The sequence below is a fragment of the Pseudomonas sp. BIGb0164 genome, assembly GCF_024810135.1.
Lineage (GTDB): Bacteria > Pseudomonadota > Gammaproteobacteria > Pseudomonadales > Pseudomonadaceae > Aquipseudomonas.
In genome coordinates, this window is the sequence record NZ_JANUEA010000012.1 from 284,961 (window position 1) to 301,080 (window position 16,120).

The window sequence follows — 16,120 nt, forward strand, 5'->3', positions numbered from 1 at the left end:
TTAGGAGAGGTAACCCATGAAAAGCGTTCTAGACAATTTCCGCCTCGATGGCCGGCTCGCGCTGGTCACCGGTTCCAGCGCCGGGATCGGCCTGGCGATTGCCCGAGGCCTGGCCCAGGCCGGCGCACAGGTGGTGCTCAACGGGCGCAACCGCAGCACCTTGCGCGACGCGGCGGCCCTGCTCGCTGCCGAAGGCCTGCAGGTGCATACCCAGGCGTTCGATGTGACCGACAGCACGGCGATCCAGGCTGCGGTGGCCGACATCGAAGAACGCCTGGGCCCGCTGGAGATCCTGGTGAACAACGCCGGCATGCAACGCCGTGGCCCGCTGGAAGACTACAGCGAGCAGCATTGGCGCGAGCTGATCAGCACCAACCTCGACAGCGCGTTCCTGGTGGGCCAGGCGGTGGCACGGGCGATGATTCCGCGCAAACGCGGGCGCATCATCAACATCTGCTCGGTGCAAAGCGAACTGGGCCGCCCGGGCATCGCGCCGTATGCCGCGAGCAAGGGCGCGCTGAAAATGCTCACCAAGGGCATGGCCATCGACTGGGGCCCGCACGGTCTGACGGTCAACGGTATCGGCCCGGGCTACTTCAAGACCGAGCTCAACGCCAACCTGGTGGCCAACCCTGAGTTCAGCGACTGGCTGGTGCAACGCACCCCAAGCCGCCGGTGGGGCGACGTCGAGGAGCTGGCGGGCGCAGCGGTGTTTCTTGCCAGCGATGCGGCGAGCTTCGTTAACGGTCATATTCTGTACGTCGACGGTGGCATCACCGCGTCGCTGTAATCCTGGAGAACCTTATGCACGCCATTGTCTGCCACGCCTCGAAAGACCTGCGGGTCGATCCCCAGGATGAACCGCAAACCCTCGCCCCCGACCAACTGCGCGTGCGCATTGCCCGGGGCGGCATCTGCGGCTCGGACCTGCATTACTACCAACACGGCGGCTTCGGCACCGTGCGCCTGCGCGAGCCGATGGTGCTCGGCCATGAAGTGTCGGCGGTGATCGACGCGGTGGGCCGTGACGCCGGCGCGTTCAAGGTCGGACAGCGCATTGCGGTATCACCTTCGCGCCCCTGCGGCGGTTGCCGTTACTGCCACCAAGGCTTGCCCAACCATTGCCTGAACATGCGCTTCTACGGCAGCGCGATGCCCTACCCGCATATCCAGGGTGCGTTTCGCCAAAGCCTGGTGATCGATAGCCATCAGGCCCATGGGCTGGCCGATGAAGTCAGCCTCGCCGAAGGGGCCTTGGCCGAGCCGTTGTCGGTGGGGTTGCACGCGATCCAGCGCGCTGGCGCGGTGTTCGGCAAGCGTGTGCTGGTGACTGGCTGCGGGCCCATCGGCAACCTGCTGATCGGCAGCCTGCGCGCGGCGGGCGCCGGTGAGATCGTTGCCGTGGACCTGTCCGCCAGCGCCCTGGCCTGCGCCGAAAACATGGGCGCCACGCGCACCCACAACCTGGCCGATGGCGCCGATGCGCTTAAGCGCTATACCGCGGAAAAGGGTTACTTCGACGTGATGTTCGAGGTATCCGGCAGTGCCCAGGCCCTGCGCAACGGCCTGGAATGCATCGCCCCGCGTGGCGTGCTCGTCACCGTCGGCCTGGGGGGCGATGTGTCGCTGCCACTCAACCTGCTGGTGAGCCGTGAGATCGACCTGCGCGGCACCTTCCGCTTCCACCCGGAATTCGCCCAGGCGGTGGATTTGCTCAACCGCCGTATCATCGACGTACGCCCGGTGATCTCCCACACCGTGCCGTTCGGCGATGCGGTGCAGGCGTTCGAGCTGGCGGCGGACAAGACCCAGGCGATGAAAGTGGTGCTGGACTTCGGCGTGCCGGACCTGGCCTGAACCCGCCCTGAAGTACACAGCCGTTCCCCTGTGGGAGCTGTCGAGCCTTAGCGAGGCTGCGAAAGCGGTGGGTCAGTCAGCACCTGTATCGACTGTGCCGCCGCCTTCGCGGCCTCGCTAAGGCTCGACGGCTCCCACAGGGGATCTTCAGGGGGGTTGAGAGGGTCAGCGTTCTTGCAGGCGATCGCGCAAAAAGCGGTGGCTGGTGGAGAACAACCGGCGGTAGGTGAGCAACACCGCACCCACCGTGCCCAACGCCGACGAGGCGGCGATCAGGAACATGATCACGATCTGATAGCGCACCGCATCCACCGGGCTCTCCCCCGCCAGCACCTGGCCGGTCATCATGCCCGGCAGGCTGACGATGCCCACCACGGTCATCTGGTTCAGCGTCGGGATCATCCCGGCACGCACGGCCTGGCGGATCGCTTCCTGAGCGGCCTCCCAGCGTGAGCCACCCAGGGCCAGGATCATCTCGATGGTGTTGCGCCCTGAGGTCAATTCCTGGGTCATGCGCTCTATGCCCAGGGACACGCCGGTGAGGGTATTGCCCAAAATCATGCCAAGAATCGGGATCGCATACTGCGGCTCATACCACGGGTGAATGCGGATCACCGCAAACAGGCCCACCGCCGTGACCAGCCACGAGCTGCCCCACACCGACACAATGCTGTCGACCCGCTGCCCCTTGTACGTGCGCCGCCCTCGCCCCGCTGCCGAGACACCGGCAATCAAGGTCATCGCGCACATCAACGGCAGCACCACGTACCAATAGGCAAACTCGAACACCCAGCCCAGCAGGTAACCGATGGCCAGCAGTTGCACCACGGTGCGCACCGCCGCCCACAGCAATTGGCGCTCCAGGCCCAGGCGCAGCAGCAGCGACAGCACCCCGTTGATCAGGATCAGCGAGGCGGCGATGCCCATGTCCAGCGCGGTGAGGTTGTGATAGTTCATGGCTGCACCGCCGTGCTCAACACGCCGGCACTCATCTGCAAGTGGATGTCGCTCATGCGCCGGGCCTGGTCCAGGTCGTGGGAGACCCAGATACAGGCGCGAGAGCGATCGGCGGCAAACCAGGCATCGATCAGCGCTTCCACTTCACGGGACGATGCAGGGTCGAGGGCCGCCGTGGGCTCATCAAGCAACAGCACTTCGGGGTTGAGTTGCAGGGTGCGGATCAGCGAAACCACCTGGGACTCACCCCCCGAGAGGTCGGCGGCACGCTTGGCCAGAAAGTCCGGTGCCTTGCCGGCATGCCCTAGCAAGGTGGTGACCGTGGCCAGGTCGAAGCGGCGGTTGCGCGAGGTCTTGAGGCTGAAGGGGAAACGCAGGTTGTCTTCCACCGTGCCTTCCAGCAGCGCCGGGCGCTGGGACAGGTAACTGATGTGGCACCGGTAATGGGGAATCTGCGCATTGCTGATCGGCTGGCCGTTCCACAGGATCTGCCCGGAGCTGGGCGCGTCCAGCAGGGCCAGTGCGCGCAGGAAGACACTTTTGCCAGAGCCGGACGCGCCGGTGATCGACACGCGATCAGCAGCCGTCAAGGTGAAATCGGTCGGCTGCAACAATGCCACGCCTCGGCGTTCATCCAGGCGCGTAAGGGCGCGGGTTTCCAGCAATGCATTCATAGACTCACTTGGGCTCCTGTTTGAAACGCTCATGCTTGGCATGGCCGATACGCTGGGCGTGATAAATGCCAGTGTGCCCGGAGACCAGGTAACTGGCGATACAGGCGATGGCAGCCAGGGGCGCAATCTCTGGGCCGAACAGCTCCATGGCCATCACGATAGTCGCCAGCGGCGTATTCGCCGCACCGGCAAACACCGCCACAAAACCGATGCCCGCGAGCATCGCGAATGGCAGGTGCAGCAAGGGCGCCAACGCATTGCCCAGGGTAGCGCCGATATAGAACAGCGGTGTGACTTCACCCCCCTTGAAACCGCTGCCCAGGGAAACCACGGTGAACACCAGCTTGCCCAGCCAGTCCCACGGCGCCATCGGCACGTTGAAGGATTGCACGATGCTGGGAATGCCCAGGCCGATGTAGGCGTAGGCATCCAGGGCCCACACCGCCACGGCGATGATGACGCCCCCCAGCAACGGCCGCAGCGGCCCGTAGGGAATCATGCGCTTGACCCGCGCGCCCAGACGGTGGGTCGCGGTGGCAAACAACATCCCCACCAGGCCGAACACCACGCCGGCCACGGCCACCGCCAGCACACTCCACAGCGACACCGGCACCACTTCACCGATGGGGTAATGGGTGTGCACCACACCCCAGGCCAGGCCGATCTGGTCGGCCACGATGGCCGCCACCACACAAGGAAACAGCGCGTCATAGCGCATGCGCCCGATCGCCAGCACCTCCAGGCCGAACAAGGCCCCCGCCAGTGGTGTGCCGAAGACCGACGCAAAGCCGGCACTGATGCCGGCCATCAACACGATGCGCCGATCTTCACGCCGTAGGCGAAACACCCGGGTCAACTGGTCCGCCAGCGCCCCACCCATTTGCACAGCCGTGCCTTCACGGCCGACCGAGGCGCCAAACAAATGGGACACCAGCGTACCGCCCAGCACCAGCGGCACCATACGCAGCGGTACGACTTTCTTGGGGTCGTGGATTTCATCGATCAACAGGTTGTTACCGGCATCCACCGGCTTGCCCACCCAGTGGTACACCAACCCCACCGCAAACCCTGCCAGGGGCAACAGCCAGATGATCCAGCGGTGGGCTTCGCGCCACGCGGTGGCGTTGTCCAGCGAGAACAGGAACAGCGCCGACGCGCTGCCGGCGAGCACGGCCACCACGCTGGCGAGCAGTAACCATTTGATCAGGTACGGAATAAGGTCGAGTTGTTCAGGGCGCTTGAGAGAGAACATGGAATCAGCCACACATAAACCAAAGGGGCCGGATCAACGAGGGAGTTTATGCGCGAACGCCTACAGCCCTGAGTTGACCAGGTGTCTGTAGGCATCATCAGCTGCGGGACGCAGCGGTTGGGTCAAGGAGGAATGCCATCTCCGATAGCGATGGATCATAGAGAGGCGTGGAACAAATGTAAAATCATGTTTCAAGCATCCGACAGCCTACTGCGGCGGGCGCCTCACCGCTTGGGTGATAACCCGATCGCACAAGCGACCACGGCGGGGTCGCCCTGGAAGGTGGTTCGCGCGGCAATCGACAGTTTGCTCGCACGGGGAGCGACGCCTTCCGTATCAACGGTGCGCAACGTCGGCCGCTCTACCGCCGGCACCGCATGCGCCGGGTCGACGATTTCCATGCAGCGGCGCAACGAATTGAAGTCCGGTGACTGTGACAGTGCCAAATGCAGGGTCTGGCTCACGGACACCGACACCAGCGAGCTTTGCGCACATTGCCCGTCGTAAATCAGCGTATGGCGAATCAACGGGTTGTCGTGGCAATACTTGAGCAGGTTCACCTGCCGCGAGCGCACCAGCGCGGTGTCGATGATCAACAGGTCGAATGCCACGCCTTCCGAGCGCGTCAACGCTTGCAACTCGTCGAACGAAGCCAGGGGGGCAATGCGGTGATAGCCCAGCTGGTTGAGCATTTTCTCGATCTTGATCCGCTGCAGGAGATCCGCATCGGCGATCAGCAGGCGTAACGCTTTATTGGGCATAGGGTAAACCTGACAGGTGGGCATCAGCGTCGCTCACGGTAACTGCCAGAGGTAAAGCCTGACTTTAAGGCGATTCTGAAACGGCAACCCGGGGCATGCCGGCACTTTTAAGAATCGCCTCAAAGCCTCGACGCCTGCGCCCACCTACCATGGCCCGCGCCCCAAACGCCGCTATGGAATCCCGTTGTGTTCATGTTTCTGTTTCGTCTACTGCTGCTGGCCGGTGTGCTGCTGACCCTCGCGCCACCGGCCCGCGCGGCCCTGAAAATCGAAGGCACGCGCCTGATCTACCTGGGCCAGGACAGGGGGGCCAGTATCGGCGTGGTCAACCAGGCCGCCCGCGAACTGGTGGTACAAACCTGGATCACCGGCGACGACACCTCGGCCAACGGCGACGTGCCGTTTGTGGCCACTGAACCCTTGGTGCGCCTGGGGCCTGGCGAACATCACTCGCTGCGCCTGCTCTACGCCGGCGAAGGTTTGCCCACGGACCGAGAGTCGCTGTTCTGGCTCAACATCCTGGAAATCCCGCTCAAGCCCGAGAACGCCAACAGCGTGCAGTTCGCGATCCGCCAACGCCTCAAGCTGTTCTATCGCCCGCCCGCGCTGGCCGGCGGTTCGGCAGAGGCGGTGCAGCAGTTGGTGTGGCGCACGCAGGGGGGGCGCGTCACGGTCAGCAACCCCAGCGCCTTTCACCTGTCACTGGTCAACCTGCACACCGACAGCCAGGTCCTCAGCGACTACGTGCTGCTCGCCCCGCACCAGAGCAAGACCCTGGACGCCCCTGCGCCTGTCGACCCAGGCACCACCCTCCACTTCACCGAAATCACTGATATCGGCTTGCAGGCCCGCCACCGCGCGGCACTCAAGTGATCGACCACGGGGTAATTGCACCTATGTCACTCACCCAACGCTTTCTACCCATGCTGCTATGGGCCTGCGCCGCCCTGCCGGCCACCAGCCACGCACTGGCCTGCCGCGAAGACGGCACCGGCTCGATCATCACCCAGGAGGCGCTGGGGACCGCGCTGGCGGTGGCCGCCGATGCGCCCAACGGCACCATCATCTGGGAGTCCGGCCCGCGTACGACCAATGTGATCTGCAAGGACGATTACAACCATGGCCGTGAAGAGGTGTATTTCTACGTCAACCCGGCCAACGTGAGTATCGGCACCGGTATTCGCGTGGGCATCCGCTACAACAACCAGCCGATTACCCAGAGCACCGGCAAGGTCGGCACGGGGTTCTTTTCCGATCGGGGCTGCACCGCCAATTGCGTGGGCTGGGACAAGGCGCGCTTCACCCTCAACTTCAGCGTTTTCATCGAGAAATACGACCCCACGCCTCCCAGTGGCCAGGCCAGTACGCTCACCTCGTACCGGGTGTTCCAGCTGGACGGCGTGCGCGGTCTCAACTCGCGGCCCAACAGCAACTTTAACTACGTGGTGACCGGTATGAACGGCATCCGCTTCGTGCCCTGCACGCCGGAACTCACCATCACCCCCAGCGTGGTCAACTTCCCGACGCCTTCGCGCAAGGCCGCGATCGGTGAAGTCGCCAGCACCGCAAACTTCAGCCTCAACCTGCGCAAGGGTTGCGACACGCCCTACACCGTCAGCGCACGCTTTGCGACCACCCCGGGCGGTGGCGGCGTGATCAATGGCTTGCTGGTGCCGGACAACAACAGCTCGGTGGGCATCTCGCTGTCCCGCGCCGAAAGCCAGCAACAGCTGCCATTCAACACCTGGTTCACCCTGCAGGAGCTGATGGGGCTGGGCCAAAGCCACGACGAATTCCGCGCCGACCTGAAATGGCGCACCTTGCCGATCCCCGGCGCGTTCGACGCCGCCGTGGTGGTGGATATGTATTACAAGTAGCTGTTTTTTAAGGATCGTCTTATGCCATGCCCATGGACGGGCGCTTAAAGTCTGTCGATGCGATTGAAAAGTTACCTGCTCCAGATCAACCCCGTCCTCTCCCGACCCGAAGCAGCCAGAAGGCTGCTTCGTATTTTTGCGACCGTGTTGCTGATCGGCATCCTGAGCGGGGTCTACACTTTTCTGCTGTCCACCTTCAACAACGATATTTCCCAGCGCCGTGGCTACATGAGCAGTGCCATCGCCGAGGCCCATACCTTTTTCACCAACCGCGAGGCCCTGCTCGAAAGCCTCAGCCTGTCGGCCGTGCGGCGCCCCTCGAAAACCCCGGTCTATACCTTTTCCCCGGAAGAACAGCACCTGCAGTTGGGCGACTCCCCCGACAACCAGTGGAGCATCTGGCTGACCACCCGCATGCGCGAATACCTCAAGGCCAAACAACTCAACCTGCTTTACGTGAACGCCGGCACCAGTGCCCAGACAACACCCCAGGTCACGCGCCTGTATGACGCCACCGCGCAGGTGTTGCCGATTTCCAAATGCCTGCTCAACCGCCTCAAGGCCGTGCAGCACAGCGATCCCACCACACTCAACGAGCTATGGCTGAGTGACAGGACCGAAGGCCACTCGCACCTGTACATTTTTATCCGCCTGGACGAACGCGACCCCGAGTCCGGCTGGCTCGGCATGGAAATGGAAAGCCGCGAAGTGTCCTCCACCCTCAGCGACAAAAGTGCCGGCGAGTTCATGATGCTCAGTTCCCAGGGCATGCTGGTGTTCACCAACAGCGACAATGCCCAGCTCAGCCAGCAGCGCCTGCGGCCGGGAGAGGACAGCTTTTTCGGGTTCGTCGGCAATGGCTGGCTGCCCGATCACCTGGTGATCCGCAAGCACCTCAAGTCTTCGGACTGGCAACTGATGTACTCCATCGACCTGCGCGCAGTGGTCAGCGGCTTGTGGAAGCAGTTGCTCGGCTCGCTGCTGTTCTGCCTGTTCAGCGTGACGATGATCTGGCTGGTGATGCGCCGGGTCGACCAACGCTTCATCATCCCCTCGATCCATCGCATCCAGGCCTTGATCGAAAGCGAGGCGTTCGGCCGCGATGTGATCCAGACCGCGCCCGTCGCGCTGTGTGTCTTGCGTCGCACCGACGGCCAGGTGGTGCTGGAAAACACCTTGGCGCAGCAATGGCTGGGCGCCGGTCCGGAGCGCGAGGCGCTGCGCGACGGCTGGATCGAGCAAGCCTTTGCGAACGGGCCGTCCGAACGCAGCGACTACTTTGAAACCATCGACGGCCGCCACCTCTACCTGAGCAGCGCCCCCACCCGCTACAAGGGCGAGGACGTGCTGTTCTGCGCCTTCAGCGACATCAGCGCTCGCAAGCAGGTCGAAGCGGCACTGGAAGAAGCCCGGCAGTCTGCCGATGCGGCCAACGCCGCGAAAACCTTGTTCCTGGCGACCATGAGCCACGAAATCCGCACGCCGTTGTATGGCGTGCTCGGCACCCTGGAACTGCTGGCGCGCACCCAGTTGGACACCCAGCAAAAAGACTATCTGCATGCCATCGAAGGCTCGTCCTCGACCCTGTTGCAGCTGATCTGCGATGTGCTGGACGTGTCCAAGATCGAAGCCGGGCAACTGGCCCTGGAGCTCAGCGAGTTCTCGCCCCTGGACCTGGTGCACGAAATCATCCAGGGCTACGCGGCGGCGGCCCAGGGCAAAGGTCTGCAACTTTATGCCTGTTTCGACCCGAAGCTGCCGGAGCGCTTGATCGGCGACGTAACGCGCATCCGCCAGATCCTGAACAACCTGCTTAACAACGCGGTGAAATTCACCGACTACGGGCGCGTGGTGCTGCGGGTCAAGGTGCTGGGCCGCGACGGCGAGCGCTCGAGCCTGCTGTGGCAAGTCTCGGACACCGGCAAAGGCATTGCCCAGGAAGACCAGGCGCTGATTTTCGAGCCGTTCTACCAGAGCGAAGGCAACACCAATGTGGTGGCCGGCACGGGCCTGGGGCTGCCGATCTGCCAACGCCTGACCGAATTGATGAACGGCAATATCCGCATGGTCAGCGAGCTTGGCCTGGGCAGCAGCTTCAGCTTGACCCTGCCCTTGGAGGAGGCCCCCACTGCACCGCTGCCGCCCCTGCTGGCCGAAACCATTTATGTCGCCTCACCGATCCCGGAACTGGCGAACGCCATCAGCGGCTGGTTGCGTCGCTGGGGCGCCCGCGTGCAGACCACCCTGCCGGCGCAGACCGAAGGCCACCTGCTGTTGCAACTGCACCCCGGCAACGTTGACCCAACGCTGGTGGCCGAGTGGGCCGGGCCCGTTATTCATGCCAGCAGCAACGCCAGCAGCGTCCCGCCGGATGACGGCGGGGCCTGGCACGTCAACCTCAACCAGCTCAGTGCCATTCACCAGGCGGTAAGCCAGGCCCAGGGGCTGTGGGTGGCACGCGCCGATGAGCAGACACGCCAACGTGACCTGAAAAAACTCAACCTGCACCTGCTGGTGGCCGAAGACAACGTCATCAACCAACTCATATTGCGTGACCAACTCGAGGAACTCGGCTGCACCGTCGAGCTGGCGGCCGATGGTCACGAAGCCTTGTTGTTGTACACCGCCGGCACCTTCGACGTGGTGCTGACCGATGTGAACATGCCCCACATCAACGGCTACGAACTGGCGCGGGAACTGCGGCGCCAGGGCTGCCCGTTGCCGATTATCGGGGCCACCGCGAACGCGATGCGCGGCGAGGCCGACCTGTGCCTGGCCGCCGGCATGAACCATTGCCTGGTCAAGCCTTTCGCGTTGCGGGCGCTCTTCAATTCCCTGGCGCCTTATGCACGGATCATCCATGAAGCCCCTTAGTATTTTGATCGTCGAGGACCACCCCCTTCAGCACATCTACTTGCAGCACCTGCTCAGTGAGTTGGGGGAGTTCATGCTCGAAGCCGCCCAGGATGGCAAAGAGGCGCTGGAACGCCTGCGCCAACGGGACTTCGATTTGGTACTCACCGACCTGCTGATGCCGGGCATGGACGGTGTGCAATTTATTCAAAGCCTGGCCAGCCTGCGCTGCAAGCCGGCGCTGGCGATCATGAGCGTGGCGTCGCGGCGCATGTTGATGGCCGCAAGCCTGGTGGCCAAGAACCTGGATGTAGAAGTGATCGGGCTGATCTCCAAGCCGGTGGCCGCCGACGCACTGCGCAGCCTGGTCGAACAACTCAGGCGCAAAATGCGCACTCCCTCCCCGCTGCCCGCCAAACACCTCGACATCGACCGCCACACGCTGATCCAGGCCATGGGCAACGGCCAGCTGCAAGCCTGGTTCCAACCGAAAAAGTCCTTGGCCAACGGCCGCATTGTCGCCGCAGAAGCCCTGGTGCGCTGGATGCACCCCGAGCAAGGAGTGATGTTGCCCGGTGCCTTCCTGGAGGCGATCAAGGCGTTCGAACTGGAAGAACGCCTGCTGTGGGTGGTGCTCAAGCAGGCCATCTACGCGCAGAAACAATGGTGCCTGCGCGGCTATGACATTCCGGTGTCGATCAACCTGCCCACCCATTTGCTCAACAGCCACGACCTGGCCGACCGCCTGCTGGAGTTCGTGCTGCTCCACGACGGCATTCCCGGGATGATCTGTTTCGAGCTGATGGAGTGCTCGGTGCCCCAGGACATCAGCAACTTCTACGCCGGCGCCTGTCGCCTGCGCATCAAGGGCTTTGGCTTGTCCCAGGATGATTTCGGCAAAGGCTACAGCTCCTACCTCAACCTGGTGTCCACGCCCTTTACCGAACTCAAGATCGACCAGGCGCTGGTGCAGGGCTGCCATGACAACGAAGGCATGGCCTCGGCCCTGGCGAGCATCATCAGCCTGGGCCGCAAACTGGGCCTGACCGTGGTCGCCGAAGGGGTGGAAACACCTCAACAACTGGCGCTGCTGCGCAAGGTCGACTGCAACCAGGTGCAAGGTTTCCTGATCTCCCACGCGGTTTCTTGTGAACAATTTCAACAACTTCTGAACAATGATGGCCCCGCGACATCTCATTAGGCGCCTGGCACGGATTATTTGTTGCAGGGAGCGACTAAGCTCCTTCCAGTGCCGATTTTTTCTCCGCCTGCGGACGTTCTTGATGAAGCACAATAACGCGATCCTCGAAGCCTTTACCCGAAGCTCATTGCGCTTGAACAAAAGCCTGATGCTGATGTTCGGGCTCGCGTTGCTGCTGGCCGTCACCAACTACTGGTCCTTGCAGCGGGGCGTCAATATCCGTTATGGCGCCATGCAGTTCCATTTCGCACGCCTGATGGAAAACCTGGCGCAACAGGAAACGTTCCTCAAGAACCTCGCGCATCCCGGCGTGCAGGCCGAACTGCTGCGCGCCACTGACGTACAAGTCAGCCTCAAGAGCCGCATGGTCGACACCCGCCGCACCTTGTACGAAGGCCAGAAGTACTCGTTCTCGGTGCCCTTCAATGTGACGTTCGATGAGCAGCGCGTCGGTGTCGGCGCCAGGCCACGGGTATTTGCCTTGGGGGCTCATCTGACCAGCTATTACAGCGCCTTCTGGTCCTCTTCGCCTTACGGGGCGCCGCAGACTTTCGTGTTCAACCGCCAGGCGGATTACGCCATTGATATCCCCGCCGTGAAGACCACGCCGACGCTGCTCAACGCGGTGCAGCAAGCCCTGGCGCAGACGCCGCCTGGCCTTGAGCCCGAACGCGTGTACTGGCAGGCCGGGCCCGCGCCAGACCATCTGCTCGCCTATATCGGCATCCCGCTCGACGGCCCGGACTCGGCGGTGGTCGGCACCCTGCTGGACCTGGCGCAGGCCGACGACGTGCAGCGCGCGCTGGAACGCTCGGCATTTGATCGCGTGACGTTGATCGCGCCCGACGGCCAGCGCCTGGTCGGGCCGCCAGTGACCGGGGCACCACTCACCGACGGCGTGCACTTCACGTCGCAAGGCTTCGAATTCAAGATTTCCCAGGCCGGCGAGCGGCCGTGGAGCGCGATCTATGGTTTGAGCTACGCCCGGTATTTCCACTACGCCTTGTGGCCGCTGAGCAGCCTGGCGTTATTCCTCGGCAGCCTGCTGGCGCTGGGTTGGGCCGGCAGCCGCTGGTACCGGCGCCAGGTGATTGCGCCGGCGCGGCTGGCCCATGAGCGCATCGCCGAAAGCGTGGCCTTCAGCCGCGTGATCATTGACACCGCCCCCACCGGGTTATGCGTGGTGCGGCGTAGCGACGGCGAAGTGTTGATCGAAAACCAACGCGCCCAGCAATGGCCAGGCAGCGCACGCCTGGTGGCCGCCATGGCCGGCACCCATGACAGCGCCGAGAGCGGCGAGACCCACCTAGAAATCGAAGGCCGCCACCTGCAGATCGGCTTCGTGTCGACGCGTTACCAGGCCGAGGACGTGCGCCTGTATGCGTTCAACGACATCACCCGGCATATCGAGGATGCCTCGGCCCTGGAGGACGCACGCCGTGTCGCCGATGCGGCCAACGAAGCCAAGACCCTGTTCCTGGCGACCATGAGCCATGAAATCCGCACACCGCTGTATGGCGTACTCGGCACCCTGGAATTGCTCGGCCTGACCGACCTTGACCCGCACCAGAAAACCTACCTGCACACCATCCAGCGCTCCTCCGCCACGTTGTTCCAACTGATCAGCGACGTGTTGGATGTGTCGAAAATCGAGTCCGGGCAAATGGCGATCGAAGCCGTGGAGTTCTGCCCGCTGGACATGCTCGAAGACACCTTGCACACCTACGCCGCGTTCGCTCAGCGCAAGGGCCTGCAGCTCTACAGTTGCATCGACCCGCAACTGCCGGACAGCGTCATGGGCGACCCGCTGCGCATCCGCCAGATCCTCAACAACCTGGTGAGCAACGCGATCAAGTTCACCGACATCGGGCGCGTGGTCATCCGTGCCCGGGTGCGCGCACTCGACGCCGGGCATGTGCAACTGGAATGGCAGGTGACCGACTCCGGCGTGGGCATTGCCGAGGCGCAGCAGGCCAAGCTGTTCGATCTGTTCTACCAGGCGCCGGACACGGCGGGCGAAGGCGGCGCAGGCTTGGGCCTGCCGATCTGCCGGTGGTTGGCGCAGATGATGGACGGCCAGATCAAGGTCGTCAGCGAGCCGGGGCTGGGCAGCAGCTTCACTTTGAAAATCCGTTTGCCGGTGTGTACCGGTGCGCTGACCAGCCTGCCAGTGGTCGAGCCCAGCACCACACCGGTGTATGTGCAGGCACCGGTGCGCGAATTGGCGCAATCGGTGTGCGACTGGCTCAACCGCCTGGGCATTGCGGCGGCCCTGGCCGCGCCGACCCAGGAACCGGGTGCCCACCCCGCCGTGCTGGTGGACGTGCTGCCCGATCAACCCGCGCAACCCTGGATCGGCCAGCGCGTCATCTGCCTGCCGGGCGCGCACAGCCCACCACTGCCCACCGAACAGGGCTGGGTGGTCGACATGCACGACGTACGTGCCATTGCCGCCACCGTCTCCCTGGCGCAGCAGGGCAAACACGAACAGCCTCCTGCGGCCCAGCCCCAGAGTGCCGGTCGGTTGGGGCTGCGCATCCTGGTGGCCGAAGACAACCCGATCAACCAGGCGATCATCAAGGAACAACTGGAGGCGCTCGGCTGCTCGGTCAGCCTGGCTTCGAACGGCGAACAGGCCTTGCACCTGTGGCAGCCGCAGGCCTTCGACCTGGTGCTGACCGACGTCAACATGCCGTTGATGAACGGCTACGAACTGGCCAGGACCTTGCGCGAGCACGCGCCCCACCTGCCGATCATAGGCGTGACGGCCAACGCGATGCGCGAAGAAGGCGTGCGCTGCCTGGCCGTCGGCATGAACGCCTGGCTGGTCAAACCCCTGAGCCTGCAGACCCTGCGCGCGCAGTTGATCAAACTGTGCAAGGTCGCGCCCCCTACCGAAACGTTTGACGACAGCGTGCACCTCTCCGACAAGATGCGCCCGTTGTTCATCAGCAGCGTGCAACAGGACCTGCAGCATATCGGCGCGGCACTGGAACAGCGCGATGCGCACCGCCTCGGCCAACGGCTGCATTCAGTGGCCGGCGCCCTGGGTGCCGTGCAGGCCAACAGCCTGGCCCAGGCCTGCATCGAACTGGAAAGCGCACTTAACCGTGGCAGCCTCGACACTGCACTGACGCTCAAGGTGACGGCCGTGATGCAACGACTTTCGGCCGTCCTGGACACGCTCCAGCCCGGGCCCACTCCCCTCACTTGAACTGGCATTACGGACGGCCCCTTATGAAGACATTCAACGTGGTAATCGCGGACGATCACCCGATCGTGCTGCTCGGGGTGCGCGAACTGGTGGAGCGCGACACGCGCTTCCAGGTCGTGGGCGAGGCCGTCTGTTCGGCCGGCCTAATCGAGTTGCTGCAGCGCCAGGGCGCCGACATCGTGATCACCGACTACAACATGCCGGGCGACTCACCCTACGGTGATGGCCTGAAGCTGGTGGAATACCTGAAACGGCATTTCCCGCAGGTGCAGATCCTGATCCTGACGATGATCTCCAACCACCTGATCCTCACCCGCCTGCAGGAACTGGGTGTGGTGGGCATCATCCAGAAAAGCCAGTTGCACACCGAGATCCAACTGGCGCTCAAGGCCATCGCCCAGCAGAGTGCCTATCGCAGCCTGGAGCCGCCCAAGACGTCCGTGATCGAGACCCTCACAGCCATCGACGAACGTTTCTCGACACTGTCGCCCAAGGAGTTTGAAATCCTGCGTCTGTTTATCTCTGGCATGAGTGTGAGTGATATTGCCCGCAGCCAGAACCGAAGTTCCAAAACCATCAGTGCACAAAAGATATCGGCCATGCGCAAACTTGCTGTCAGCAGCGACCAGGACCTTCTGGCTTATTGTCTTGCGCGCAACATCTTCAACTAAGCCCCCCTTTAAAAGCCATTCATGGACAATGGCTTCGCCCTTTATATACGGGCTAAAACCTCTAAAAAAATACAACTAAGCCCTCCTCTCCTGCGCTTATAAGAATCGTCTTATTTGCCCGCCAGCCCTCGCCTCTTACTATTTCCCGGCAGTTCAGAAACCACACTTTCCACCTCACATTTATGGACATCATCATGAAGAAGTTTTCCCTGGCTGTTATCGCCTCGGCCATTCTCTGCGCCGGCGGCAGTGCATTCGCCGAAGAGCCGGTTGTACCGAAACCCACCCTGGGCGGCAGCGGCAAAATCACCTTCACCGGCGTGATCAACAACGACGCCTGCTCGGTAGACGGCGCCAACTCCGACCGCACCATTTCGGTGGACATGGGCAACGTGTCGATCAAGGACATGGGCACTGCCGAGAACCCGACTGCCGGCCGTGTGACTGCCAAGGACTTCAACCTGAACGTCAACTGCAACCAGGGCACCAAAGTCGCGATGATCTTTGACGCCAACAATGGCGGTTCGGGCCTGGTGACCGGGAAGAACGTCCTGGCCCTGAACCCGGGTTCGGCCACTGCGCAGAACGTCGGCATCGCCCTGCTCGACAGCAAGGGCACGCTGATCGACCTCAGCTCGCCCGCCACCGCACGCATTGAAAGCACCATGCACGGCCAGGGCACCGACGGTGGCGACGCCACCCTGAGCTTCGCGGCGGCCTACGTCACCACCGGCGCCGCCGGCGCATCGACGGCCGGTCGCGGTGACGCCACCCTGCCGTTCATCCTGCAATACGAATAACCC

Annotated in this window: 13 protein-coding genes and 1 riboswitch; of the genes, 9 read left to right on the forward strand and 4 right to left on the reverse strand. The window is 63.2% G+C overall.

Translation table 11 applies throughout. From position 1 onward, the window contains the following. Positions 1–16 precede the first annotated feature (16 nt). Together M2394_RS28370 and M2394_RS28375 are read left to right on the forward strand one after the other, a co-directional pair. Positions 17–790 carry a glucose 1-dehydrogenase gene (locus M2394_RS28370; RefSeq protein WP_178923109.1) on the forward strand — a complete coding sequence of 258 codons (774 nt, stop codon included), beginning with the start codon at positions 17–19 and terminating at the stop codon, positions 788–790. A 14-nt stretch (positions 791–804) separates the two neighbouring features. After that, positions 805–1,857 carry an L-idonate 5-dehydrogenase gene (locus tag M2394_RS28375; RefSeq protein ID WP_259175465.1) on the forward strand — a complete coding sequence of 351 codons (1,053 nt, stop codon included), beginning with the start codon at positions 805–807 and terminating at the stop codon, positions 1,855–1,857. A gap of 165 nt (positions 1,858–2,022) precedes the next feature. Here the strand turns inward: M2394_RS28375 and M2394_RS28380 are convergent, their stop codons facing one another. The 4 genes from M2394_RS28380 to M2394_RS28395 form a co-directional block, all read right to left on the reverse strand. Beyond that, on the reverse strand, positions 2,023–2,814 hold the full coding sequence (locus M2394_RS28380) for an ABC transporter permease (protein ID WP_178923105.1): 792 nt from the start codon (positions 2,812–2,814) through the stop codon (positions 2,023–2,025). Then, the gene (locus M2394_RS28385) at positions 2,811–3,488 is read right to left on the reverse strand and encodes an ATP-binding cassette domain-containing protein (protein ID WP_259175466.1); all 678 of its coding nucleotides are present in this window, start codon (positions 3,486–3,488) and stop codon (positions 2,811–2,813) included. The genes M2394_RS28380 and M2394_RS28385 overlap by 4 nt, the downstream gene beginning before the upstream one ends. A 4-nt stretch (positions 3,489–3,492) precedes the next feature. Beyond that, complete coding sequence (locus M2394_RS28390; RefSeq protein WP_178923101.1) at positions 3,493–4,740, reverse strand: voltage-gated chloride channel family protein; 1,248 nt, start codon at positions 4,738–4,740, stop codon at positions 3,493–3,495. An 81-nt stretch (positions 4,741–4,821) separates the two neighbouring features. Next, a riboswitch (Fluoride riboswitch) is annotated at positions 4,822–4,892 on the reverse strand. Positions 4,893–4,964: 72 nt separating this feature from the next. Beyond that, entirely contained in the window at positions 4,965–5,501 is a 537-nt protein-coding gene (locus M2394_RS28395; protein ID WP_259175467.1) for a chemotaxis protein CheY, read from the reverse strand. Between the two features lie 192 nt (positions 5,502–5,693). Here M2394_RS28395 and M2394_RS28400 point away from each other — a divergent pair, with 192 nt between their 5' ends. The 7 genes from M2394_RS28400 (at position 5,694) to M2394_RS28430 (ending at position 16,117) form a co-directional block, all read left to right on the forward strand. After that, the gene (locus tag M2394_RS28400; RefSeq protein WP_259175468.1) at positions 5,694–6,374 is read left to right on the forward strand and encodes a molecular chaperone; all 681 of its coding nucleotides are present in this window, start codon (positions 5,694–5,696) and stop codon (positions 6,372–6,374) included. Between the two features lie 23 nt (positions 6,375–6,397). Then, a complete protein-coding gene (locus tag M2394_RS28405) occupies positions 6,398–7,378 on the forward strand; it encodes a fimbrial protein (protein WP_178923097.1) in 981 nt (326 codons plus the stop codon). Between the two features lie 57 nt (positions 7,379–7,435). Continuing rightward, positions 7,436–10,252 (forward strand): ATP-binding protein, encoded by a 2,817-nt coding sequence (locus M2394_RS28410; protein WP_259175470.1) that lies wholly within the window; start codon positions 7,436–7,438, stop codon positions 10,250–10,252. After that, positions 10,239–11,432, forward strand: a complete 1,194-nt coding sequence (locus tag M2394_RS28415; RefSeq protein WP_259175471.1) for an EAL domain-containing protein — start codon at positions 10,239–10,241, stop codon at positions 11,430–11,432. The genes M2394_RS28410 and M2394_RS28415 overlap by 14 nt, the downstream gene beginning before the upstream one ends. 82 nt (positions 11,433–11,514) lie before the next feature. Continuing rightward, the gene (locus M2394_RS28420; RefSeq protein ID WP_259175472.1) at positions 11,515–14,646 is read left to right on the forward strand and encodes a hybrid sensor histidine kinase/response regulator; all 3,132 of its coding nucleotides are present in this window, start codon (positions 11,515–11,517) and stop codon (positions 14,644–14,646) included. 23 nt (positions 14,647–14,669) lie between these two features. Further along, a complete protein-coding gene (locus M2394_RS28425) occupies positions 14,670–15,317 on the forward strand; it encodes a response regulator (protein ID WP_178923089.1) in 648 nt (215 codons plus the stop codon). A 194-nt stretch (positions 15,318–15,511) separates the two neighbouring features. Continuing rightward, the gene (locus tag M2394_RS28430) at positions 15,512–16,117 is read left to right on the forward strand and encodes a fimbrial protein (RefSeq protein ID WP_178923087.1); all 606 of its coding nucleotides are present in this window, start codon (positions 15,512–15,514) and stop codon (positions 16,115–16,117) included. Positions 16,118–16,120: the final 3 nt, after the last annotated feature.